Below are 21,584 nucleotides of genomic sequence, written 5' to 3' on the forward strand. Positions count from 1 at the left end.
CGGCCTCTTAAAGCTCCGGACCCTGTGGCTCATCCACGGGACCTTGCGATTCCTCGTCATCGAATTTCGGCGGACCGAGACGCTCTTCACCATCGACCGTCACTTCTTCTCCCGGCAGCGGAGCCGAACGCTCGCGCTCCAGCCGCTCAAGATATTCGCGTTCAATCTGTTCAACACGTTTCTGTTCGTCTGCGGCATCTTCATCAATCGTCGACAGACGTTCCTGACGCGCTTGCTCGATCAGCTGCGCAAAGCGGATGTTCTCGCTTTCGCTCTTTTCGCCATAAGCCTGATCGAGCAGTTTCTTGTTGCAGCCGGTGACCCCGCCTGCGCCTGCCGGATCACACGACAGAGTCCCGAATTCGCCAATGTAGCGGATGCTTTCGACACGCTCGTTCCAGGATTTGTTCTGGGGCGAAGAACTCGTGCGCAGGTTCGACGGGATACGATAACGCTCCGCCTCAACCACGATTTCGCACACCGTGATCACGCCTTCCTGCGCCTCGGGGCATTCGCTTTCGTCGTAAGCGATGACCATGTTGACCTTGTCACCCGCCTTATCCTGCGCCGCGACGGGCGCGCCGAAGCCAAGGGCAAAAACCGGGGCTAGAACAGCAAGCCGGGTCAGGTTTCTCATCGCTAAAGATCCTCTTGTGATCGCGGGTGTCCAAAACTCCGCGCTAACATATCGCATCGCTTAGGCCCAGATGCGTGAACCGGGCGTGAAGCGTGGAAAGCCATCGTAACATGGTTAAATCGCGTCAAGGTTAGGAAAATCTTGACCCCTGTGCTCGCATACACGCGCGCATGAACGCACCATTCAAAGCAGATTCTGCCGAAGCGATTACGCACGGCCCGATCGATCAAGATCTAACCCCCGAACGCGTGGCCATCATTGGCCTCGGCTATGTCGGTCTGCCCGTCGCCGTTGCCTTGGCCGAGCGGCTTACTCCGCTGGGTGGCAGCGCGATCGGTTTCGACATTTCAAGACGCCGCATTTCGACGCTTCAGGCGGGATCTGATTTTACCTGCGAGATCGACGACGCTCGCCTCGCGGCTTCGGGCCTCATTGTCACGGATGATCCCGCAGCTCTGCAGGGCGCCAGCACCTTTATCGTAACGGTGCCGACACCCATTACCGAAGAGCGCCGCCCGGACCTCTCTCCGCTGCAATCGGCGTGCGAAACCATTGGCCCGTTCCTGGAGAAAGGCGCGCTGGTGGTGTTCGAATCAACCGTATTCCCGGGAGCAACCGAGGATTTCTGCGGGCCGCTGCTCGAGAAGCACTCGGGCCTGAAACAAAGCGAAGACTTCGCGCTTGGCTACAGCCCTGAACGCATCAATCCGGGTGATACGGTTCACCGGCTAGAGACCATCACCAAGATCGTGGCTGCAGAGAATGACACGGCGCTCGCCAGAATGCGCGCAATCTATGGCGCGATTATCGATGTTGGCCTGCACGAAGCGCCCAGCATCAAGGTCGCCGAGGCGGCCAAGGTGATCGAGAACACGCAGCGGGACCTAAACATCGCGCTGATGAATGAAATCGCACTCATCTTCGACAAGATGGGAATCCGCACAAAGGATGTGCTGGCAGCCGCTGGCACGAAGTGGAACTTCCTGCCCTTCACGCCAGGCCTTGTCGGCGGGCACTGCATCGGCGTTGACCCATACTACCTCACCGCTGCGGCTGAGCGCTTGAGTTATCGCCCTGAGGTGATCCTCGCCGGACGCCGGATCAACGACTCGATGGGTGAAGCGATTGCGCAGAAGACAGTGAAGCTTCTGACATCGCGCAAAATTTCACTATGTGAAGCGAAAGTCGGTGTGCTGGGCCTGACCTTCAAGGAGGACGTGCCCGATATCCGCAATTCCAAAGTGCCTGACATTATCGCCGAGCTGCAAGATTACGGGATTGAGCCGCTGATCGGCGATCCGCTGGCCAACGCGGATGAGGCGCAGCACGAGTATGGCGTAGAATTGACCGAGTCGGACAATCTGCGCGATCTCGATGCGCTGATCCTTGCGGTGAACCACAAGGAATATCTGGGTGAAGGCCGCGATTTGCTGGCCCGTGTTAAGCGAGGTGGCGTCGTGATCGACGTGAAGTCATCGCTCGACCCGGCCGACGTGCCGGATCATCTCGCCTACTGGAGTCTTTAGACCCTCTCAGAGATTTTGATCGCCATGCGGCAACCAAGCCGGATGGCACCTGAGAGTAGTGGGTAGGCAGGTGCTTTTTCCGCGCCATTGGCGAGCGCTGCATCGCGGTGTTCGCGTTCGTCTTCGCGGAACTCTTCAATCATCGCGGCGAGCTCTGGGTCTGCGCCTGTCTCTTCGAGCCGGTCGAGTTGATCGGAATAGTGCTTGTCGATCTCGGTTTCGACCGCGGCAGTGCAAGCCATCGCAGCCTCGGGCCCAAGCAGGGCTGTGCCAGCACCCAATGCATAGCCAGCGGCCGACCAGAAAGGGTGTAGGGCTGTGGGTCGAACACCGCGTTTGGCGAGCATTTCATCGAAGCGGGCACGGTGGCCCTCCTCCTGCTCTGCCATGTGGCGGATCTCTGCCGAATGCGGGCCACGATCGCCCATCACCGCCAGCTGTCCTTCATAAATGCGCGTCGCGCCGAATTCGCCAGCTTGGTCGACCCGGATCATACGGTGAAGTTCATCGCGCTTCATGACTTTGTCCCTTTCATGGCTCCGAAGATAACTACGAGGCCACCGAGCGTAGAGATGAGAAAGTTATAGCCTGCAAGCGAGATCCCGAACAGCGTCCAGGCCGCTTCGCCACAGGGGACGGCGGATGCCGCGTTCGGGTTCATAACGTCTACGCTGCCAATCGGTGCCGAACAGCCGGTGAGCCCGGGCCACCAATCGTACTCAACACCTGCGTGATACCCGCCAATCGCACCAGAAGTCAGGATCGCAAGGCCAGCGAGCGCCACCCACACCTGTTGCGGTTTCAAGAATAGGGCCAGCACTCCAATGCCAAGCGCCGCGAAATGCGGGTAGCGTTGCCACCAGCACATTTCGCACGGATAAAGCCCCCCGACATATTCGGAGAAATAGGCACCGCCCAGCAAGGCTGCGGGCAGCGCAATCGCCAGCGCTTTGGCTTGTGTCAGTCCAATCATGGCCTGCTCTCTAAAGCGCTTACTTGTTCAGCGCCACCGATGCTTTGGTCGTCCGGCGAAGCGTTTCGAGCGCATAGTGCAGCTGGAAATCCTCAATACCTTCTTCCTTGAGCTCTTCAGAGGTCTTCTGGAAACGCGGATCGTCGAGCTTGTCGCCTTCCAGCTCCTCGTCCTTAATACCAAGCTCGTTGATCAGGTGGCCGCGCAAATCACTCTCACGGGTTACATATTTCTGACGCAGAGCGAAGTCTGGATCGGAAAGCTGTGGAACCATGATATCCGGCTTGATTCCACCTTCCTGCACCGATTTGCCCTTCGGTGTGAAGTAACGCGCGGTGGTCAGTTTCAGTGCGGAATCGGGGCCGAGCGGCAGGAGCGACTGGACCGAGCCCTTACCAAAGCTGCGGTCGCCCATGATAAGTGCACGGCGGTGGTCTTGTAGTGCACCGGCCACAATTTCCGATGCCGAGGCCGAGCCCGCGTCGATCAGAACGATGATCGGCACGCCGTCTGCCATGTCGCCGCGGAATACGGTTTCCGCATCATAAAGCAGCGTTTCACCGCGTGCGCGGCCCCGCTGCGACACGATGCGGCCCTTATCGAGGAACAGGTCAGATAGTGCGACCGCTTCATCGAGTGAGCCGCCCGGATTCGAGCGCAGATCAAGCACCAGACCGCTCATCCGGCCCGTCGCCTCACGCTGAAGATTGCGCCAGGCGTCCAGCACATCGGCGCCCACATCGGCGGAGAATTCATTGACCGAAATCAGACCGATATTGCCAGCCTGAAGCTCATAGGTAACCGGCTCAAGCTCGATCACACCACGCGTGACAGACACTTCAAGCGGCTCATCACGACCCGGGCGGAAAATCGTCAGAGCGATAGAGGTTCCGGCTTTGCCGCGCATCCGCGAAACCGCTTCATCTAGCGTGCCGCCGTAAATCAGATCGCCATCAAGGTGCGTGATGAAGTCACCGGCCTTGATGCCAGCTTCAGCCGCCGGACTTCCCTTGAACGGGGAGATGACCTTAACCGCGCCCTCTTCTTCGACAACCGAAAGGCCAAGACCCGAGTAATTGCCGTCAATCATCGTTTCCAGACGCTGGAAATCGCTCGCATCCAGATAGGCCGAATGCGGATCAAGCGAAGAGAGCATCCCGTCAATCGCGCCGCGGATCAGCTTTTCGTCATCCACTGGCTCAACATAGTTGGCCTGCACGCGCTGATAGATCGCGAACAGTTTCGAGAACTCTGGCCCCGCACGCGCATCAACCTGCGCCATAAGCGTGGTGGTGGTGGGGATGAGTGCAACTGCGGTGACAAGCGCTGCGCTACGCAGCAATCCGGCAACTTTCATAGGGAAAAGGTGCTCCTTTCGATTCAATACGTATAGGTTTCGCCATCTGAACGCCAGACTATTGGTCACCTACTTCAACCTACGTCCCGCAAGGGGGCAAGGATGCATGGCATAGGTTAACGCAGCAAGCGCGCGGCTTCCGTCAAACGACCGGGCTTATCCGATGAATTGCAGCGGATTAACCGGCGTGCCACCGCGCCGGATTTCGAGCGTTACGACGGGCTCCTCCTTCGCCGCACGGCCCAGCGGACTGCCGCCGATAACCGTGTCTCCGACATCAACGTCGGGGCGTTCAAGGCCGGTGACAAGGCTGGTCCAGCCGCCTTCATGCTCGATAATCACGATCTGGCCATATCCACGATAGGGGCCTGCGAAAGCGACACGCCCGCTCGCCGGTGCCACAACCTGCGCGCCCGGAGTAGGAGCAACTGACAATCCATTACTGCGCAATCCGCTGGAGCGTTCGCTGCCAAAACCAGCGACCGTGCGCCCTTGAACAGGAAGCTGGAAATCAACCGGTGGGCGAGCGCTCGCAGCGCTGGGGGTAGCGTTGGGCTCAGTGATCGCGGCGCCGGCGGTGTCGCGGGCGCTGATGCTCGGCTTGGGCAGACCGCGCGGGCGCAATACCGGGCCCGGCAGAGCCGCCAGTTCGCGGCGCAATCCAGCAACTTCGTCTATCTGGTCGATCAACCCATCGAGATCGCGCGCATCCTCAGCCAGCGCCAGAGCGCGCTCATTCTCGCGCACCGCATTGCTGCGCGCATCACGGGAAGCCAGCCGCTGCTGCGTTTCCAGTTTGGCAAGCTGATCACGGCGCGCCTGCAGATTTTCTTCGCTTTGCCGCAAATCGGTGATCGCGGTCTGGGCGCGGCTTTCAAACTTGCGTTTCTCTTCTAACTGACTGCGCAACCCTGCCGTGCGTTTGCGAATCTCGGGCACTGCGCTGTCTAGAACGGCGCGGACATAGACCACGTCTTTCAGCGAGCCGGGCTGAAGCGCTGCGAGAGCCAGCGGGCGGCGGGCAGTGGTTTGCAAAGCGCTGGTCAGGCGCACCAGCGGCTGCTGCCGCTCGGCCAGACGCGCTGAAATGGCGGCGCGGGCCGACTGTGCCAGCGAATAGCGGGCGCGGGCTGCGGTGATGTTCGCTTCGGATTGCTGGATTTCGGCCGCCAATGCAGCGGCTTCGCGGGCCGCTTTTTCTGCCGCTTCGGTGGCGTCCTCCGCGTCTTTGACAAAGCGCCCCGCACGCGCTTCGGCGCGTTTGCTTTCTTCCAGAGCGCGCTTCAATTCAGCCTGCGCTTCACGCGGGTCCATCGTTGCTACATCGCGCTGCGCCACGCTGTCCGGCACGGCCAGCGCAAGCGCTCCGGCAGCGGCGGCTCCAGCAAGCAGAAAGGCGATGCGGCTCATAAACCTACCCTGCCCGATGATAGGGGTGGCCTGCAAGAATGCTCGTCGCGCGGTAGAGCTGTTCCATCAACATCGCGCGGGCGAGCAAATGGGGCCAGGTCGCCGGGCCAAAGGCCAGCAGCAAGTCGGCATCGGCGCGTTCCTGCTTGGAATGTCCATCAGCCGCGCCGAGCACAAATCGCGTCTCGCGCATTCCGTCGTCGCGCCAGCGTTCGAGCAAGGCGGCGAGATCTTCGGACGCCATCGCCTTGCCCCGCTCGTCGAGCAGCACGGTTTTGTATGGTGTCTGTGGTTCCGGGATTTTGCCGCCCGTCTCGGGCAATTCCGTCAGTTTGACCGGCCAAGTCAGGCGCTTTTCATAGCGATCCACCAGCTCACCTTCGGGCGAACGAGCAATTTTTCCGCGGGCGATGACGTGGAGAAGGATGGGAAGATACTCTCGGCCTAGTACCAAACGGTCTGCCTGCGAGCCGCAAGGCCGATTGGCCGCCCGCAGCGATGCGGCCTTCAGGCCGCGTGAGCGAGGACATCGCGGGCGCGGATGCGCCTGCGACTCCTAAGAAGCAGCTGCCTCTGTTCCCTCAAAGCTCCACATGCGCTCAAGGTTGTAAAAGCTGCGCACTTCGGGGCGGAACAAATGGACGACAACGTCGCCCGCATCGATCAGCACCCAGTCAGCTTGAGCCAGACCTTCGACCTTTGCGGGTCCAAAGCCGGCCTGCTTGACCTTCTCGGCAAGCTTCTGCGCCATCGAAGCGACTTGACGCGTCGAACGGCCGCTCGCGATCACCATGTGATCGGCAATCGAGCTTTTCCCTTCGAGCGAGATCGAGACAATTTCCTGCGCCTGATCATCGTCCAGCTGTTGAAGGATCAACTGATGCAGCTCGTCTTTGGCCATGTCAGCAGCTCCCATCGCAGCGGGGTTGGTTGCGCCAGCTTTCGCCGACGCGGTGTGTGCCTGTGTCATAGGCAAGTGCGGTTCTCCAGATTGCGGGGCAGGCAGAAAGAATGGCGACGTTGCGGATGCAATGCCTCATGCGTCTTCCCGTTGTTGGATGCGGCTGAATGTCAGCCGGTCACGCACAGGCACATCATGATATTGCAAAGCCCAGTCTGCATCAGCGCGGCGAATTGCCGTGGCCGATCGCGTATCCGGGTCAAACGCCATAAATATCAGGGCCGGTGCGCTCCATTGCCCCCGTTTCCGAAAACTGGCGGCAGACACCGAATAGCGCCTGAGCCAGGCCATGGCGGGGCTCGTCATAGCGTCACTGTTATAGCCAGGCCGCGCGATGACTGCAATCGGCAAGGTACGCGCAATGGTCCGCCAGTCCTTCCAACGGTGGAATTGCGCCAGATTGTCAGACCCCATCAACCACACGAATTGGCGCTTAGGGTACCGGCGCTTGAGCGCGCGTAAGGTGTCGACTGTGTACCGTGTGCCAAGGCGTTGTTCGATCGTTGTGGGGACAATCGGCGCGCGTCTGGTCTGCAATTCGGCGGACTTGATCCGCGCAGTCAGCGGGGCCATGCCCTTCTTTGATTTCAACGGGTTGCCCGGTGATACAAGCCACCAAGTCTCGTCCAACCCCAGCGCCTCCATGGCGAAGCGCGTGATGCGTCGGTGCCCGCCATGCGCAGGGTTGAAACTGCCGCCAAGAAGCCCGGTTCGCATACTTCAAGGACGCGCCTGACCGCTGCCGCGCACCAGCCACTTGTATGTTGTGAGTCCCTCGAGTGCGACGGGCCCACGGGCATGAAGGCGGCCAGTTGCGATGCCGATCTCCGCGCCCAGACCAAACTCGCCGCCATCGGCAAATTGGGTAGAGGCGTTGTGCATCACGATGGCGCTGTCGACGCCCGCAAAGAAGGCTTCCGCCGCGCTGTTATCACTCGTGATAATCGCATCGGTATGTGCCGAGGAATGGCGGGCGATGTGGGCGAGCGCCGCATCCAGATCATCAACCATGGCGACCGAGGCGACAGCATCGAGAAATTCGGTGTCCCAGTCATTTGCGCTGGCGGGTTTGACGCGGGTGTCGAGCGATTGGATGCGCGCATCTCCGCGCACTTCGCAGCCGCTCTCGATCAGGGCGGTGACCAGCGCGTCTGCTTTCTGGAACGCCGCATCGATCAGTAGTGTTTCGAGTGCGCCGCAGATACCAGTGCGACGCATCTTGGCGTTGACCACGATGGCGCTGGCCATGTCAGGATCGGCAGCGGCGTGGACATAGGTGTGACAAATGCCGTCGAGATGCGCGAGAACAGGGACGCGCGCATCGTTCTGCACACGCTCCACCAGACTGCGCCCGCCGCGCGGGATAATCATGTCGATCAGGCCATGGGCCTTGAGCATCGCGCCCACAGCCGCGCGGTCCTGTGTGGGCATCAGTTGAACCGCATCTGCTGGCACACCACCCTCGACCAATCCGGCGACAATCGCAGCGTGAATTGCGCGGTTTGAATGCACCGCTTCACTGCCCCCGCGCAGTAGGACAGAGTTGCCGCTTCGCACGCATAAAGCGGCGGTGTCCGCCGTCACATTGGGGCGGCTTTCATAGATGATCCCAATTAGCCCGATCGGCACACGAATGCGCTGCAATTTCAGACCATTGGGAGGCTGTGTTTCATCGATAATCTGGCCCACAGGATCGGGCAAATCAGCAACCGCTTCCACACCTGCGGCGACCGCCTCCAGCCGCGTTTCATCGAGCTTAAGGCGGTCGAGCATTGCGGCGGAAAGGCTCCGCGCTTCGCCGGCCGCTACATCCTTGGCATTGGCGGCTAGGATAACCTCAGCCCGGGCACGAATTTGTCCCGCAGCGAGCCGCAGAGCTTGCGCACGATCATCGGACGACATGGACGCCAGAACCCGTTGCGCCGCGCGTCCAGCGCGCGCAATTTCCGCCACCAAAAGCGTGGGATCTGCCGCCTCTGTTTGTGCTTCGCTCGCCATAGTTTGGCGGCATTAGCAGCGCCGCCAGACGCTGTCAGTTCTTTCGATAATTTTGGAGAGAATCGGCGCGAATCTCCCCACACACTCAATGGGAGCGTTCACATGATTCCGAGCGATTCTTTGCGACTCTTGCTGATAGATGAACGGTTCATCGCGATTCCCCTTCGATCTCGACGGTATAGGAGAGGAGTCGATTCGACCCCCTGCGATTCCACTGTTAGCCCGCCGCAAAACAAATTTAGAGCTTACGGGGCCGCCTTGACCAATACATCTACCACTAAGCCGTGGACCGAGCGTGTGCGCGCATGGTTTCCGGAGCGCGAGTTTTTCATGCGCTCTGGTGGTGAAGTTAAGTTCATCAAAGTTTCGTCGCGCGTCCAGATGATCGCCGCTGGCACGGTACTCGCGTTGCTGTTGGGCTGGGCCATCTCGATGGCAGTGATGGCGTGGAGCCAGTATCAGGCAGAATCCGAACTGGCTTCATTTGAGCAAGAACGCGCCAGAGTTGCCACGACTCAGGAGCGTCTCGATGCCTATGGTGACGACCTTGATGCGGTGGCTGACGACCTGAAGAAGCGTCAGGATTTCCTTGATGCGATGGTTCCCTCCCTGCCCGACGAAATTCGCGGAGCGGGTGAGAATATCACCGACTCCACTGACGAAGCCGCCGAAACAGTCGAGAAGGTGAGCGCGCTCATCCCGCAAGCTCGCGGCCTTGCCGAGATTGAAGCACGCCAATTGGCTTTTGTGGAGCGCATCACGCGTTACGCCGATTTCCGCGCCAAGAAGGCCGAAGAAGCGCTCCGCAAGTTGGACCTCGATCCGCGCGCCATGACCAAAGGCGCCGAAGATGCGGTTGGTGGCCCACTGGAAGTGCTCGCCACTTCGACCAATGGCGATCTCGACCCGCGCTTTGAGCGTATGGGCCTCAGTCTCGCCCGCATGGCCGCTCTCGAGCGCGCACTGGATGGCATTCCGCAGGTTGTGCCCGCTGCGTCTGAAGTATCTTCGACGTTCGGTTATCGCCGCGATCCATTCAATGGCGGCGGCGCAATGCACAATGGCATCGATTTCAAGGGCGCCGTCGGCTCACCGATCCTCGCAGCTGGCTCGGGCAAAGTTGTCCATGTCGGTTGGAAGGGCGGTTACGGCAAAACGGTCGAGATCGAGCACGGCAATGGCATGATCACCCGCTATGCCCACATGTCACGCTTTGACGTTGAATTGGGCCAAACCGTCGAAGCGGGCGAAGAGATCGGCGGCATTGGCAGCACCGGCCGCTCCACTGGCCCACACCTTCACTTTGAAGTCCGCATTGGCGGCAAGGCCGTAAACCCCCGCAAGTTCCTGGAGACCGCTCCCGATGTTCTCAAAGAAGTCCGCGGCGCCAGCGCGATCCGCACCTCCAAAGCCAAGGTCGCAAAGTAAGATCATGGGCGCGAACAACTCGACTTTCTCCGTGATCGGTTCCGATGTCGTGATCAAAGGCGACATCAGCGCTTCTGCTGATCTGCATGTCGACGGCACGATCGAGGGCGACATCAAATGTGCGTCACTGGTCCAGGGTGAAGGCAGCGCAGTTTCGGGCGCGATTGTGGCCGAGACAGCCCGGCTGGCTGGCCGGGTGACCGGATCAATCACGGCCAAAGAGCTTGTGATCCTGAAATCCGCTCAAATCGAAGGCGACGTGCACTATGATGCCCTGACGATCGAGCAGGGTGCGCAGGTTGATGGCCGCTTTGCACCCAATTCGCGTCAGACAGCGCCCAAAGCGGTTGCGAGCAGCGAGCCGCAGCTGATCGAAGGCTAACGCCCGTTAGAGCACTTCTGCGCGAAGTGCTTTGCGGTCCAGCTTGCCGATGATCGTCTTCGGCAACTCATCGCGGATCACAACTTCATCGACACGTTCATGTTTTCCGATCTTGGCATTGAGCCAATCACGCAAAGCCGAACCATCTGTGTCTGACCCCTCGTTCAAGGTGACATAAGCGCGCGGGACCTCGCCCTTGTAGTCGTCCGGCACGCCAATCACGAGCGCCTCTTTAACCGCTTTGTGTTCGAGAATTACATCCTCGACAACGCTGGGGAACACCTTGAATCCGCCAACCGCGATCATGTCTTTGATCCGATCGACGATGGAGAGAAACCCGTCCTTGTCCAAAATCGCGACATCGCCGGTGCGCAGATATCGTTTGCCGTCACGCTCGGCGAAGGCATCGGCAGCGGCTTCGGGCTTGTTCCAATACCCGCGCATACATTGCGGACCGTGAATAGCGAGTTCACCGGGCTCACCTTCTGGGGCCACTTTGGTGGGGTCTTCTTTGTCGAGAAAGATCACCTCGGTGCCAGCGACGGGTTGTCCGATCGTGCCGCGTTTGCGCGTGCCTTCATATGGGTTGACTGATACCACGCCAGCGCTCTCGGTTAGGCCATACCCTTCGACCAGCCGCACGCCGGTGACTTCTTCAAACTTCACATGGACTGGCGCGGGCATCGGTGCGCCGCCAGAAATGCAGACCTTGAGCGAAGACAGATCGGTCTTGGTCAGATCAGGATGTTCGAGCAGCGCCTGAAACATAGTCGGGACGCCGGGGAAGCCGGTGGCTTTGTACTTTGCGATAGTTTGCAACACCTGCTTCGCTTCAAAGCGCGGGACCATTGCAATCGAGGCGCCGCAGGCAACCGCATGGTTGAGTAGCGCGGTGTTGGCGAAGACATGAAAGAATGGCAGCGCGCCCATGAACACTTCTGCACTTGGGTCCTCAAACGGGTTAATCGCTGCGACCTGCTGTGCGTTCATAGTCAGCTGGTCATGACCCAGCATCGCGCCCTTGGGGCGGCCCGTGGTGCCACCGGTGTATTGGAGCAGCGCCAAATCATCGGAGGTGATCGAGGGAAGGTCAGTCGACGCTTCCCCCAACACACTCGACCATTTGCGCACCGTCGAATCATAGTCGACATCCGCAATCTGGCTGCGCTTGAACAGTTTGAGCGCGGTGCCCTTCACCCATGGCAACATTTCGGACAGCGATCCCACCACCAGCGTTTCGAGCTCGGAGCCTTTGACCACTTTGGAGGCGGTTGAGTAGAGTTCGGGCACATCCAGAGTGACCAGTACCCGCGTTCCGCTGTCGCCAACCTGCCAGCTGAGCTCTTCAACCGAGTAAAGCGGCGAAAAGTTCACCACCACCGCGCCAGCCATCATCGCGCCGTAGTAAGCAGATGCGTAAATCGGCACGTTTGGCAGGAACAGGCCAACACGGTCGCCCGGCTTGATACCCATTTCGATCAGCCCGGCGGCAAAGCGGCGCGCCTCTGTGTAAGTGTCACGGTAGGAATATGTCCGGCCCAGAAAGTGCAGGAACGGTGCGCCCGGATTGCGGCGCACTGTCCGCGCCAGCATATCAGGCAGGGTCATCGGCTCGAAAGTCGCGTCCCACGGGGTCGGGTGATGATAGTTGACCTTACTGACATTCATGTCAGTAGCCATGGCGCAAAGCTGTGCAAAGCACAAGCAAAAGCGGGGCCAAATGGCCCCGCTCGAAACATCATTTTATGTGCGCTGACTACTCGCCGGGAGTTTCCGGTGTTTCTTCAGCTTCCGGCTCCGCTGCGGGAGGCTCGGCGAAGCCTGGTGTCGGCTCCGGCACGGCAGTGCCGTTCTCCTCGGCTTCGCGCTTGGCAGCGAGCCATGCCTCGGCTTCGGCCTCTTGCGCTGCTTCAGCCGCTGCCTTTGCATTGGCCTCACGCTCGGCGCGCAGCTCTTCGATCAGCTTGTCTTTGTCGCTGCGCTTGTCACCGTCTTCAGCCGTCGCCTCTTCGGTGATGCCGGCACGCTTCGCCGCTTTGGCAACAGCCGCGTCCAGCTCACGCTGCGAACACAGGCCAAGGGTCACGGGGTCCTTTGGCTGGATGTTCTGGATGTTCCAGTGCGAACGATCGCGGATCGCGTTGATCGTGTTGCGCGTGGTGCCGATCAGCTTGGAAATCTGCGCATCGGAAACCTCGGGGTGGCTGCGCAGAATCCACGCGATGCCATCGGGCTTGTCCTGACGCTTTGACACAGGCGTGTAGCGCGGACCCTTGGTGCGAGTGACCTCGACCGGAGCCTTGTGCATCTTGAGTGAATACTCGGCGTCTTCTTCGCCGGTCTTGATCTCTTCCAGCGTCAGCTCGCCCGCATGAACAGGATCGCGGCCAGTGTATTTGCTGCCCGCCAGATCATCGGCCATCGCCTGCACTTCAAGGATGTGAAGACCGCAAAACTCGGCAATCTGTTCGAACGACAGGCCGGTGTGATCGACCAGCCAGGTGGCGGTCGCATGCGGCATCAGCGGCTTGGGCTGGTCCTTAGTCGCCATGGGAAAAACTCCAGAAAAAGTAGCGTAGAAAATAGAAGGGCCGCCCCTTTCGGAGCGGCCATTGCGGAGGTGAGATAGGCGAAGCTGGCTCGTTCGGCAAGGAAAAGCGTTAGGAGCAAGCGCCCGTCAGTCCATGGGAATATAGCCGTCTCGCGATTGAATGCGGGCAATCCAGTCTGTGATGTTCGCATAGTCGCCAATCGGGAAGCCGCCATCGCCTGCCTTATGGGTGTAAGGGAACAAGGCAATATCGGCGAGCGACAAGGCCTTTCCGCCGAGAAACGGGCGATCTGCCAAGTGCTCGTCCATCAAGGCCAAGGCCGCCTTGCCTGCTGCAAGCTTTCCCTCGACCTGCGACTTTTGTTCAGCGCTTAAATTCGCTTCACCCACGAACAGCATCCAGAAGCGCATCGTCGCGACATTGGGTTCATGGTTGTACTGCTCAAAGAACATCCAGCGCAGCATATCGGCTTGAGCAAAGCGATCCTCAGGGATGAGGTGCGACCCGCTGGCGAGGTACCAGCACGCGGCATTGCTCTCTGGAAGAAAGCGCGCTGTGTCACCCTCGCCGATCTGCAGCACGGGAATGCGTCCGTTGGCATTCACTTGGGCGAGGAATTCGGGCGTGCGGGTTTCGCCCTGCATGATGTCATATTGCTTTGTGACGAGCGGCAAGCCGAGCAATGCGGCGGTCAGCTTAATCTTATAGCAATTGCCGCTGCGCGGATCCTCGTGAAGCGTGAGCGTTTCAGCCACCCGCAACCTCAAGCATAATCTTCCCGATATGCTCACCCGCTTCCATCTTCGCATGCGCCGCAGCCGCATCGGCAAGCGGAAAGGTCTGATCCATCACCGGCGAGAGCTCGCCTGTCGTGAACAACGGCCAAGCATTAGCTGCAATCTCATCCGCCAACGCTGCCTTGAACGCATCGGAACGCGGGCGCAGGGTTGATCCGGTCAGGGTCAGCCGCCGCATCATGACCATTGGGATGAACAGCGCGGCCTTGGCCCCGCCCAGAACCGCGATGGTTACATGGCGGCCATCTTCAGCGAGGCATTGCAGATTGCGCGGGACATAGTCGCCCGACACCATATCGAGCACCACATTGACGCCCTCGCCATTGGTGTGCGCCTTTACGGCTTCGACAAAATCCTGCTCTCGGTAATTGATTGCAAGGTCCGCGCCGACTTTGCGCGCCGCCTCACACTTGGCTTCATCACCGCAGGTCACGATAACTTCGACGTCGAAGGCCTTGGCCAGCATGATCGCCATCGTCCCGATCCCGCTGGTGCCGCCATGGACGAGCAATCGCTCGCCATCGCGGATCATGCCGCGCTCGAACACATTATGCCACACAGTGAAAAGCGTCTCGGGCAAAGCGGCGGCGTGTTTGATATCCATGCCGTCGGGCAAAGGCAGGCAATGCCGCCAGGGAGCTACACAGTATTCGGCATAACCCCCGCCAGGCGTCAGCCCCGCAACGCGGCTGCCGAGAAGTTCAGAAGGGACGTTGGCGCCCACGGCGACGACTTCGCCAGCGACTTCAAGGCCAAGGATCGACGATGCGCCTGGAGGTGCCGGATAATGGCCCGCGCGCTGGATACAATCGGGGCGATTCACGCCCGCATAGGCCACGCGGATGAGCACATCTTCGGGGCCAGGAACGGGCACAGCAACCTGCTGGGGCACCAACACATCCGGACCACCCGGCGCATCAAAGCCGATTGCGTTCATTGTTTCGGGCAAGGCGAAGTCAGGCATGCCACCACCAGTCTGAAATGAAACGGTTGTTTGCGCCCCGTTTGTTGCAGGTGCGAATAACGGTTTCGCGCATTGACAGCAAGCGGGTTCGCTTGCGATGTTACACCTTGATGGAAGACGACGATCTGCCCCGCATCAAGGGAGATGCCGCGAGCCGCCTCGCCGCCGAGGATCTGGCCCCATATTCGCAGGACGAGCTCGATGAACGCGTGGCCCTGCTTGAAGCAGAGATTGGCCGAGTGAAAGCGCATTACGCTAAAGCCGCCTCTCACCGCGACGCAGCCGATGCGCTGTTTGGTAAGCCGGGTTGATGGCAGCAGGCGCACCTTGCATTTCAGAGTCGCAATTGCGCGGCCCGGCCCCATATAACTCATTCGAGACGCAATCAGGCCGGGTTTTGCCGGTCTGCAACCTCTTCACCCCCAGCGTCTTACCGCCCGGCTTTGACCGAAGCCAAAACCAGAGAAACACATGCCCAGTTTTGCCCAAAACCTCGAAAAGACCCTCCACAACGCGCTGACCAACGCGTCCGAGCGCCGTCATGAATATGCGACACTCGAGCACCTTTTGCTCGCGTTGATTGATGACGAAGATGCTGCGCAAGTGATGGCGGCCTGCGGTGTGGACCTTGCCGAACTGGGCGAGGTGGTGAAGCAATATCTCGATCAGGAATATCAGAGTCTCAAGACGGAGGAAGACGCCGATCCGCAGCCGACCGCCGGTTTCCAGCGGGTGATCCAGCGCGCGATCCTGCACGTACAGTCCTCGGGCAAGGACACGGTGACGGGCGCGAATGTTCTAGTGGCGCTGTTCTCTGAGCGCGATTCCTATGCGGTCTATTTCCTGCAGCAGCAGGATATGAGCCGCCTGGATGCGGTGAGTTATATCAGCCACGGCATCGGCAAAGGTGGCCGCCAGCTCGAATCAAACGGGCCGCAGGGCGCAGAAGGCGAGAACACCCCGCCCGAAGCCGAAGCCGGCAAAGAGGGCGGAGCGAAGAAAGAAACCGCGCTCGACCAGTTTACCGTCAACCTCAACAAGAAGGCTGAAGATGGCCGGATTGACCCGTTGATCGGTCGCGGTCCGGAAGTGGATCGCACGATCCAGATCCTGTGCCGCCGTTCGAAGAACAATCCGCTTTATGTCGGCGACCCGGGCGTGGGTAAAACGGCGATTGCCGAAGGCTTGGCGCGCAAGATCGTGGAAGGTGACGTGCCTGAAGTTCTCGAAGAAGCCGTCATCTACTCGCTCGATATGGGCGCATTGCTGGCGGGCACCCGTTATCGCGGCGATTTCGAGGAGCGCTTGAAGCAAGTTGTCTCCGAACTGGAAGGCATGCCGCACGCCATCCTGTTTATTGACGAGATTCACACGGTCATCGGCGCTGGCGCGACGAGCGGCGGGGCGATGGACGCCTCGAACCTGCTCAAGCCCGCGCTTTCGAGCGGCGCAATCCGCTGCGTGGGTTCGACGACGTACAAGGAATTCCGCAATCACTTCGAGAAAGATCGCGCGCTGTTGCGCCGGTTCCAGAAGATCGATGTGAACGAGCCGACCATCGAGGACACGATCAAGATCCTCAAAGGTCTGCGCACAGCGTTTGAAGAACATCATGGTGTGAAGTACACACCCGACGCGCTCAAGACCGCAGTCGAGCTGTCGGCACGCTACATCAATGATCGCAAGCTGCCCGACAAAGCCATCGACGTGATCGACGAAGTGGGCGCAATGCAGATGCTGGTCCCGCCCAGCCGCCGCAAGAAAAAGATCACGGCGCGCGAGATCGAAGCTGTTATCGCGACTATGGCACGCATCCCGCCGAAATCGGTCAGCAAGGACGACAAGAAAGCGCTCGAAAACCTCGACCGCGATCTCAAACACGTTGTCTTTGGTCAGGACGAGGCAATCACCCGCCTTGCCACCGCCATGAAGCTGAGCCGCGCGGGTCTGCGCGATCCGGACAAGCCCATCGGTTCGTTCCTGTTCAGCGGACCTACCGGTGTCGGCAAGACCGAAGTCGCACGCCAGCTCGCTTCGATCATGGGTATCGAACTCAAGCGCTTTGACATGTCCGAATACATGGAACGCCACAGCGTTTCGCGTTTGATCGGCGCGCCTCCGGGCTATGTCGGCTACGATCAGGGCGGTCTGCTTACCGATGCGATCGACCAGAACCCGCATTGCGTGTTGCTGCTCGACGAGATCGAAAAGGCACACCCAGACCTGTTCAACATCCTGCTGCAGGTGATGGATAATGGTCGCCTGACCGATCACCACGGTAAGACCGTCGATTTCCGCAACGTTGTTTTGATTATGACCACCAATGCCGGTGCATCCGACATGGCGCGTCAGGGCATCGGCTTTGGCGACGTATCAAAAGAAGATGCAGGCTCCGAAGCAGTGAAGAAGATGTTCACGCCGGAATTCCGCAACCGTCTCGATGCGATTGTGCCGTTTGCTTATCTCGGGAAGAGCACCGTTGCCCGCGTGGTCGACAAGTTCATCCTCGAGCTCGAACTTCAGCTCGCCGAACAGAACGTTCACATCCAGTTCGACAGCGATGCTCGCGGCTGGCTCGCCGACAAGGGTTACGACAAACTCTACGGCGCGCGTCCGATGGGCCGGCTTATTCAGGATAAGATCAAACAGCCGCTCGCTGAAGAGCTGCTGTTCGGCAAACTCGCCGATGGCGGCGAAGTGCATGTCAGCATCAAGGATGGCAAGCCGGTGTTCGAACTCACCCCGGCCCCGCCAAAGGCGAAGCCCAAGCGCAAACCTCCGGTCCGCAAGAAACCTGCCGCAAAGAAGGCTCCGCCCGCCAAGAAAGATGGTGGCAATGCGAAGCCGGAAGCGTCAGGCAGCGACAAAGAAAGCTAAGCCATAGGAACGGGAAGATATGAAGCGGGTCGCGTTCAACACTGCCGCAATCGCAGCAACTATGGTTCTTTGCACCCCGGTAGCGGCTCAGACGCAGCCCCCCAACCCCGAGGCCAATGACGCTTACATCGCAGAAGTTGTCGAAGAACTGACCAGCGTGCCTGCATGGCAGTTTTCGGCCGATGAAAAGGGCTCTGATGGTCAGAGCGTTTGCCGGGAAACATGGACCTTTAACGCCGATGGATCCGGCCATCTGGTCAGCGGCAAGCAAAAGGTCGATTTGTCCTGGAGTTATGGCTATTCAGAGCCGCTGGGCAATCTGCTCAAAATGAAGATGCTCCGCTCGACCGAAGGGCCCGATTGCATGGGCAAGCCCGTTGATGTTTCCCGATACCCCTCGGATACAGGCCCGGGCCTTGAACTGCTGTTTTTCCAGGGCAAAGGCGGCGCGCTCGTATGCAGCGCACCTAAGCTCATTCGGATGAAAAACGGTGATCTGCATGTCGACGACAATGGCAATCCCATCACGATGCAGGACAATTGCTGGGGCCAGCTGAAACCGATTGCAAAATAGCGGGTTAGTGGGCGGGAACACCGGGCATGACCTGATCGTTTTGGTATCATGACCACCCCCTTTTCTTGGATCCGTCCTGAACCGTGGGGCGTGCATGTTGTGCCTGCCGATGTCTGGATCGATCCCAGCCGTGCGGTCGACCGCGCACTCGTCACCCACGGCCACGCCGACCATGCCCGCGGCGGCCACGGGCAGACGATGGCCACGCCCGAAACGCTGGCGATCATGGAGCTGCGCTACAACACCCGCGAAGGCGCGGTGCCCGTGGATTATGGTGAGAGCATCAAGCTGCCGGGCGGGGTCGAGGCAACCTACATTCCCGCCGGACACGTGCTTGGTTCGGCCCAAATTCTGCTCGAACATGCCGGCGAGCGCGTCGTGATCACCGGAGACTACAAGCGCCGCCCTGATCCGACTTGCGCGCCGTTTGACGTGACACCTTGTGACATCTTCATCACTGAGGCGACTTTCGGGCTGCCCGTCTTCACCCACCCGCCGATTGAAGATGAAATGGCGAAATTGCTGAAGGCGCTCACCGAGCATCCGGAGCAATGCGTGCTGGTGGGCGCCTATGCTTTGGGCAAGGCGCAGCGGGTGATTGCCGAGTTGCGGGCTGCGGGCCACACCGCGCCAATCTATCTCCACGGAGCGATGGAGAAGATGTGCCGCCTGTATGAAGAGCACGGCGTTAATCTGGGAGAATTGCGGCTCGTCGCCGATCACTCGAAAGAGGATATGCGCGGAAGCATCATCATCGCCCCGCCCAGCGCGCTCAATGATCGTTGGTCACGCCGCTTGCCCAATCCGATCACAGCAATGGCGAGCGGATGGATGCGTGTGCGGGGGCGTGCGCGTCAACGTGGCGTAGAATTGCCTTTGGTGATTTCGGACCACGCAGACTGGAATGAACTCACCCAAACCATCGAGGATGTGAATCCGTCAGAGACGTGGATCACGCACGGGCGCGAGGAAGCTCTGCTGCGATGGTGCGAATTGGGTCAGCGCCGCGCAAGGGCGCTGGCACTAATCGGCCGTGAGGAAGAGGATGACTGAAGCACCCTCTCCCCAGGCCATAAGGTCACTTAATCTCAGCGAGGTCTGCGTCGATCTTCTTCAGCATCTCGTCGGTGATCATGCCCTGCGAAAATGGCGCAACCGCTTTCAAGCTCATGGCCTTAAACTGCGGATACATCGGATGCGCGGACACATCCTGCCCACCCATGTGCTTCACCAAAACCGCTTTGGCTTTCTCATCGGCCACAAGCTTTTCAATCGGCGTAGCGGTGGTGAACTTGGGGGCCTTGGCTTCGGCTTTCGCTTCGGCATGATCGTCAGCCATAGCCGGAACGGCAAGCGAACCGAGAGCGATGGCGGCGGCGAGGGAGGCGATTTTCATATCAGGAATTCCTTCGGTTTGGATGGCTTCGAACTGCCGGAAGCCCATAAGCCGCGTACATGTCTGCACAATGAAGCGGGCGCAAGGGGCATTCTATGAAGTGCTTTGCCGCCCTGCTTGATGCTTTGGTCTACACAACCAGCCGCAACCGCAAGCTTTCGCTGCTCGCCGAATACCTGCGCGCAACGCCGGATCCCGATCGTGGATGGGCTATGGCGGCGCTGACGGGGGAGCTCGATTTCCCCGCAGTCAAAAGCTCGACCATCCGCAATTTGATGAAAGACCGGGTTGATCCGGTGCTTTGGACGCTAAGCCGCGATTTCGTGGGCGATACGGCGGAAACAGCGAGCCTATTGTGGCCCAAGAGCGATGCGATTGATGTCGATCCGCCATCAGTAGCGCAGGTGGTGGGGATGCTCGGCGCACTCAACCGCAACACCGCGCAGACCGAGTTACCCAAGCTGCTCAACAGGCTGGATGCGAACGGCCGCTTTGCTCTGATCAAGCTGGCGACAGGCGGGATGAGGATTGGCGTCTCAGCGCGGTTGGCCAAGACGGCGTTCGCCCAAGCTTTTGACGTGTCGGTCGAGGAGGTCGAGGAGTACTGGCATGCGCTGGACGCGCCCTATCCCGAGCTGTTCGCATGGGCGGCCGAGGGCGGCGACCCGCCGGACGTTTCCAACCGGCCACGCTTCCGCCCCTTCATGCTCGCGCATCCGCTGGAGGGGGCCGAGGTCGACCTTGCCGACTATGCCGCCGAATGGAAGTGGGATGGCATCCGTGTACAGCTGTGCCGGGTGACCAATGAAGATAGGACCGCCGAGACGAGGCTCTACTCCCGTTCGGGCGACGATATCTCTGCCACCTTTCCCGAGCTGCTCGACGTGCTGCCGATGGACGCCGTGCTGGATGGTGAGTTGCTGGTGCGCGGCACTTCTCAGGGTGGCGAAGAAGGTGGCGCTGCGAGTTTCAACGCGCTCCAGCAAAGGCTTGGCCGCAAGACTGTTTCCAAGAAAATGCTCGCCGAAGCCCCTGCCTTTGTGCGGCTCTACGATGCACTGCTGATTGAAGGCGCAGACCTACGCGAACAGAGCTGGACCAACCGCCGCGACGCGCTCGAAACGCTTATGCCGCGATTGCCAGAGAGCCATTTCGACATCTCCGCCATCGTTGAGGCGCGCGACTTTGAACACCTCGCCGAAATCCGCGAAGGCGCGCGCGATGATGCGATCGAAGGGCTGATGCTCAAACGCAAGGACAGCCCCTACATCGCCGGACGCAAGGTCGGATACTGGTACAAATGGAAACGCGATCCGCTGCTGGTGGATTGCGTGCTGATGTACGCGCAGCGTGGCAGCGGCAAACGCTCGAGCTTCTATTCCGACTATACATTCGGGTGCTGGGACGGCGACCCCGACAATGGCGCGGACCTGCTGCCTGTTGGCAAAGCCTACTCGGGCTTCACCGATGCGGAATTGAAGAAACTCGACCAGCTTGTTCGCCAGACAACGCTAAACCGCTTCGGCCCAGTACGCGAAGTGGAACGGACGCTGGTGTTTGAAGTCGCGTTCGACAGCGTGCATTCTTCCAAGCGCCACAAATCCGGTCTCGCCATGCGCTTCCCCCGCATCCACCGCATCCGATGGGACAAGCCGGTGCACGAGGCGGATCGGATCGAGAACCTGCGGGCATTGGTACGGGATTAGGTTGCCGCGCTGCACCGAGCCGTTAGATGAAACGGCAAAGGAGTTT

At 59.9% G+C, this 21,584-nt stretch carries 22 protein-coding genes; 8 read left to right on the plus strand and 14 right to left on the minus strand.

Translation table 11 applies throughout. The annotated features are described in order from the left end of the window. Positions 1-7: 7 nt before the first annotated feature. Positions 8-637 carry a hypothetical protein gene (locus AC0V6K_RS06540; RefSeq protein WP_472625751.1) on the minus strand — a complete coding sequence of 210 codons (630 nt, stop codon included), beginning with the start codon at positions 635-637 and terminating at the stop codon, positions 8-10. Between the two features lie 170 nt (positions 638-807). Here AC0V6K_RS06540 and AC0V6K_RS06545 point away from each other — a divergent pair, with 170 nt between their 5' ends. After that, a complete protein-coding gene (locus AC0V6K_RS06545; protein ID WP_472625753.1) occupies positions 808-2,163 on the plus strand; it encodes a nucleotide sugar dehydrogenase in 1,356 nt (451 codons plus the stop codon). Here the strand turns inward: AC0V6K_RS06545 and AC0V6K_RS06550 are convergent. The 8 genes from AC0V6K_RS06550 to AC0V6K_RS06585 all read right to left on the minus strand — a co-directional run bounded on the left by AC0V6K_RS06550 (position 2,160) and on the right by AC0V6K_RS06585 (position 8,862). Next, positions 2,160-2,681: a demethoxyubiquinone hydroxylase family protein gene (locus tag AC0V6K_RS06550; protein ID WP_472625755.1), complete on the minus strand. Its 522-nt coding sequence runs from the start codon at positions 2,679-2,681 to the stop codon at positions 2,160-2,162. The two genes, AC0V6K_RS06545 and AC0V6K_RS06550, sit on opposite strands and share 4 nt — an antisense overlap. Further along, positions 2,678-3,136 carry a disulfide bond formation protein B gene (locus AC0V6K_RS06555; RefSeq protein ID WP_472625756.1) on the minus strand — a complete coding sequence of 153 codons (459 nt, stop codon included), beginning with the start codon at positions 3,134-3,136 and terminating at the stop codon, positions 2,678-2,680. Before AC0V6K_RS06555 ends, AC0V6K_RS06550 begins: the two co-directional genes overlap by 4 nt. A 19-nt stretch (positions 3,137-3,155) precedes the next feature. Then, on the minus strand, positions 3,156-4,493 hold the full coding sequence (locus AC0V6K_RS06560; protein ID WP_472625758.1) for a S41 family peptidase: 1,338 nt from the start codon (positions 4,491-4,493) through the stop codon (positions 3,156-3,158). A 156-nt stretch (positions 4,494-4,649) separates the two neighbouring features. Next, on the minus strand, positions 4,650-5,903 hold the full coding sequence (locus tag AC0V6K_RS06565) for a murein hydrolase activator EnvC family protein (protein ID WP_472625760.1): 1,254 nt from the start codon (positions 5,901-5,903) through the stop codon (positions 4,650-4,652). Between the two features lie 4 nt (positions 5,904-5,907). Beyond that, a complete protein-coding gene (locus AC0V6K_RS06570; RefSeq protein WP_472626045.1) occupies positions 5,908-6,330 on the minus strand; it encodes a 23S rRNA (pseudouridine(1915)-N(3))-methyltransferase RlmH in 423 nt (140 codons plus the stop codon). Positions 6,331-6,459: 129 nt separating this feature from the next. Beyond that, positions 6,460-6,873: a ribosome silencing factor gene (rsfS, locus tag AC0V6K_RS06575; RefSeq protein ID WP_472625761.1), complete on the minus strand. Its 414-nt coding sequence runs from the start codon at positions 6,871-6,873 to the stop codon at positions 6,460-6,462. 66 nt (positions 6,874-6,939) lie between these two features. Next, positions 6,940-7,581, minus strand: a complete 642-nt coding sequence (locus tag AC0V6K_RS06580; protein WP_472625763.1) for a nicotinate-nucleotide adenylyltransferase — start codon at positions 7,579-7,581, stop codon at positions 6,940-6,942. Positions 7,582-7,584: 3 nt separating this feature from the next. Continuing rightward, positions 7,585-8,862: a glutamate-5-semialdehyde dehydrogenase gene (locus AC0V6K_RS06585; RefSeq protein WP_472625765.1), complete on the minus strand. Its 1,278-nt coding sequence runs from the start codon at positions 8,860-8,862 to the stop codon at positions 7,585-7,587. A gap of 258 nt (positions 8,863-9,120) precedes the next feature. Between AC0V6K_RS06585 and AC0V6K_RS06590 the strand changes: the two genes are divergently transcribed. Further along, the gene (locus AC0V6K_RS06590) at positions 9,121-10,290 is read left to right on the plus strand and encodes a M23 family metallopeptidase (RefSeq protein ID WP_472625767.1); all 1,170 of its coding nucleotides are present in this window, start codon (positions 9,121-9,123) and stop codon (positions 10,288-10,290) included. 4 nt (positions 10,291-10,294) lie between these two features. After that, positions 10,295-10,672, plus strand: coding sequence for a bactofilin family protein (locus AC0V6K_RS06595; protein WP_472625769.1), 378 nt, complete (start codon positions 10,295-10,297; stop codon positions 10,670-10,672). A 6-nt stretch (positions 10,673-10,678) separates the two neighbouring features. On the opposite strand, the gene AC0V6K_RS06600 is transcribed toward AC0V6K_RS06595, so the two are convergent. The 4 genes from AC0V6K_RS06600 to AC0V6K_RS06615 all read right to left on the minus strand — a co-directional run bounded on the left by AC0V6K_RS06600 (position 10,679) and on the right by AC0V6K_RS06615 (position 14,985). After that, on the minus strand, positions 10,679-12,340 hold the full coding sequence (locus tag AC0V6K_RS06600) for a long-chain-fatty-acid--CoA ligase (protein WP_472626047.1): 1,662 nt from the start codon (positions 12,338-12,340) through the stop codon (positions 10,679-10,681). Positions 12,341-12,428: 88 nt separating this feature from the next. Beyond that, positions 12,429-13,223 carry a cell cycle transcriptional regulator TrcR gene (locus AC0V6K_RS06605; RefSeq protein ID WP_472625771.1) on the minus strand — a complete coding sequence of 265 codons (795 nt, stop codon included), beginning with the start codon at positions 13,221-13,223 and terminating at the stop codon, positions 12,429-12,431. 126 nt (positions 13,224-13,349) lie between these two features. Further along, positions 13,350-13,979 carry a glutathione S-transferase family protein gene (locus AC0V6K_RS06610; RefSeq protein WP_472625773.1) on the minus strand — a complete coding sequence of 210 codons (630 nt, stop codon included), beginning with the start codon at positions 13,977-13,979 and terminating at the stop codon, positions 13,350-13,352. Further along, the gene (locus AC0V6K_RS06615; protein ID WP_472625775.1) at positions 13,972-14,985 is read right to left on the minus strand and encodes an NAD(P)H-quinone oxidoreductase; all 1,014 of its coding nucleotides are present in this window, start codon (positions 14,983-14,985) and stop codon (positions 13,972-13,974) included. Before AC0V6K_RS06615 ends, AC0V6K_RS06610 begins: the two co-directional genes overlap by 8 nt. 110 nt (positions 14,986-15,095) lie before the next feature. Here AC0V6K_RS06615 and AC0V6K_RS06620 point away from each other — a divergent pair, with 110 nt between their 5' ends. The 4 genes from AC0V6K_RS06620 to AC0V6K_RS06635 all read left to right on the plus strand — a co-directional run bounded on the left by AC0V6K_RS06620 (position 15,096) and on the right by AC0V6K_RS06635 (position 19,489). Continuing rightward, complete coding sequence (locus AC0V6K_RS06620) at positions 15,096-15,296, plus strand: DUF1192 domain-containing protein (RefSeq protein WP_472625777.1); 201 nt, start codon at positions 15,096-15,098, stop codon at positions 15,294-15,296. Between the two features lie 160 nt (positions 15,297-15,456). After that, complete coding sequence (gene clpA, locus AC0V6K_RS06625; protein ID WP_472625778.1) at positions 15,457-17,862, plus strand: ATP-dependent Clp protease ATP-binding subunit ClpA; 2,406 nt, start codon at positions 15,457-15,459, stop codon at positions 17,860-17,862. A 19-nt stretch (positions 17,863-17,881) separates the two neighbouring features. After that, complete coding sequence (locus tag AC0V6K_RS06630; RefSeq protein ID WP_486172587.1) at positions 17,882-18,436, plus strand: hypothetical protein; 555 nt, start codon at positions 17,882-17,884, stop codon at positions 18,434-18,436. A 48-nt stretch (positions 18,437-18,484) separates the two neighbouring features. After that, on the plus strand, positions 18,485-19,489 hold the full coding sequence (locus AC0V6K_RS06635) for a ligase-associated DNA damage response exonuclease (protein ID WP_472625782.1): 1,005 nt from the start codon (positions 18,485-18,487) through the stop codon (positions 19,487-19,489). Between the two features lie 25 nt (positions 19,490-19,514). On the opposite strand, the gene AC0V6K_RS06640 is transcribed toward AC0V6K_RS06635, so the two are convergent. Then, on the minus strand, positions 19,515-19,832 hold the full coding sequence (locus tag AC0V6K_RS06640; protein WP_472625784.1) for a hypothetical protein: 318 nt from the start codon (positions 19,830-19,832) through the stop codon (positions 19,515-19,517). 95 nt (positions 19,833-19,927) lie between these two features. On the opposite strand from AC0V6K_RS06640, the gene AC0V6K_RS06645 reads away from it, so the two are divergent. After that, the gene (locus AC0V6K_RS06645) at positions 19,928-21,538 is read left to right on the plus strand and encodes a cisplatin damage response ATP-dependent DNA ligase (RefSeq protein ID WP_472625785.1); all 1,611 of its coding nucleotides are present in this window, start codon (positions 19,928-19,930) and stop codon (positions 21,536-21,538) included. Positions 21,539-21,584: the final 46 nt, after the last annotated feature.

It is taken from the genome of Erythrobacter sp. S43 (assembly GCF_057364955.1).

Bases quoted from the DNA above. Each gene is read 5' to 3' on its own strand.
- AC0V6K_RS06540 (WP_472625751.1), bottom strand. From the start codon at position 637: ATGAGAAACCTGACCCGGCTTGCTGTTCTAGCCCCGGTTTTTGCCCTT.
- AC0V6K_RS06545 (WP_472625753.1), top strand. From the start codon at position 808: ATGAACGCACCATTCAAAGCAGATTCTGCCGAAGCGATTACGCACGGC.
- AC0V6K_RS06550 (WP_472625755.1), bottom strand. From the start codon at position 2,681: ATGAAGCGCGATGAACTTCACCGTATGATCCGGGTCGACCAAGCTGGC.
- AC0V6K_RS06555 (WP_472625756.1), bottom strand. From the start codon at position 3,136: ATGATTGGACTGACACAAGCCAAAGCGCTGGCGATTGCGCTGCCCGCA.
- AC0V6K_RS06560 (WP_472625758.1), bottom strand. From the start codon at position 4,493: ATGAAAGTTGCCGGATTGCTGCGTAGCGCAGCGCTTGTCACCGCAGTT.
- AC0V6K_RS06565 (WP_472625760.1), bottom strand. From the start codon at position 5,903: ATGAGCCGCATCGCCTTTCTGCTTGCTGGAGCCGCCGCTGCCGGAGCG.
- rsfS (WP_472625761.1), bottom strand. From the start codon at position 6,873: ATGACACAGGCACACACCGCGTCGGCGAAAGCTGGCGCAACCAACCCC.
- AC0V6K_RS06580 (WP_472625763.1), bottom strand. From the start codon at position 7,581: ATGCGAACCGGGCTTCTTGGCGGCAGTTTCAACCCTGCGCATGGCGGG.
- AC0V6K_RS06585 (WP_472625765.1), bottom strand. From the start codon at position 8,862: ATGGCGAGCGAAGCACAAACAGAGGCGGCAGATCCCACGCTTTTGGTG.
- AC0V6K_RS06595 (WP_472625769.1), top strand. From the start codon at position 10,295: ATGGGCGCGAACAACTCGACTTTCTCCGTGATCGGTTCCGATGTCGTG.
- AC0V6K_RS06600 (WP_472626047.1), bottom strand. From the start codon at position 12,340: ATGAATGTCAGTAAGGTCAACTATCATCACCCGACCCCGTGGGACGCG.
- AC0V6K_RS06605 (WP_472625771.1), bottom strand. From the start codon at position 13,223: ATGGCGACTAAGGACCAGCCCAAGCCGCTGATGCCGCATGCGACCGCC.
- AC0V6K_RS06615 (WP_472625775.1), bottom strand. From the start codon at position 14,985: ATGCCTGACTTCGCCTTGCCCGAAACAATGAACGCAATCGGCTTTGAT.
- AC0V6K_RS06620 (WP_472625777.1), top strand. From the start codon at position 15,096: ATGGAAGACGACGATCTGCCCCGCATCAAGGGAGATGCCGCGAGCCGC.
- clpA (WP_472625778.1), top strand. From the start codon at position 15,457: ATGCCCAGTTTTGCCCAAAACCTCGAAAAGACCCTCCACAACGCGCTG.
- AC0V6K_RS06630 (WP_486172587.1), top strand. From the start codon at position 17,882: ATGAAGCGGGTCGCGTTCAACACTGCCGCAATCGCAGCAACTATGGTT.
- AC0V6K_RS06635 (WP_472625782.1), top strand. From the start codon at position 18,485: ATGACCACCCCCTTTTCTTGGATCCGTCCTGAACCGTGGGGCGTGCAT.
- AC0V6K_RS06640 (WP_472625784.1), bottom strand. From the start codon at position 19,832: ATGAAAATCGCCTCCCTCGCCGCCGCCATCGCTCTCGGTTCGCTTGCC.
- AC0V6K_RS06645 (WP_472625785.1), top strand. From the start codon at position 19,928: ATGAAGTGCTTTGCCGCCCTGCTTGATGCTTTGGTCTACACAACCAGC.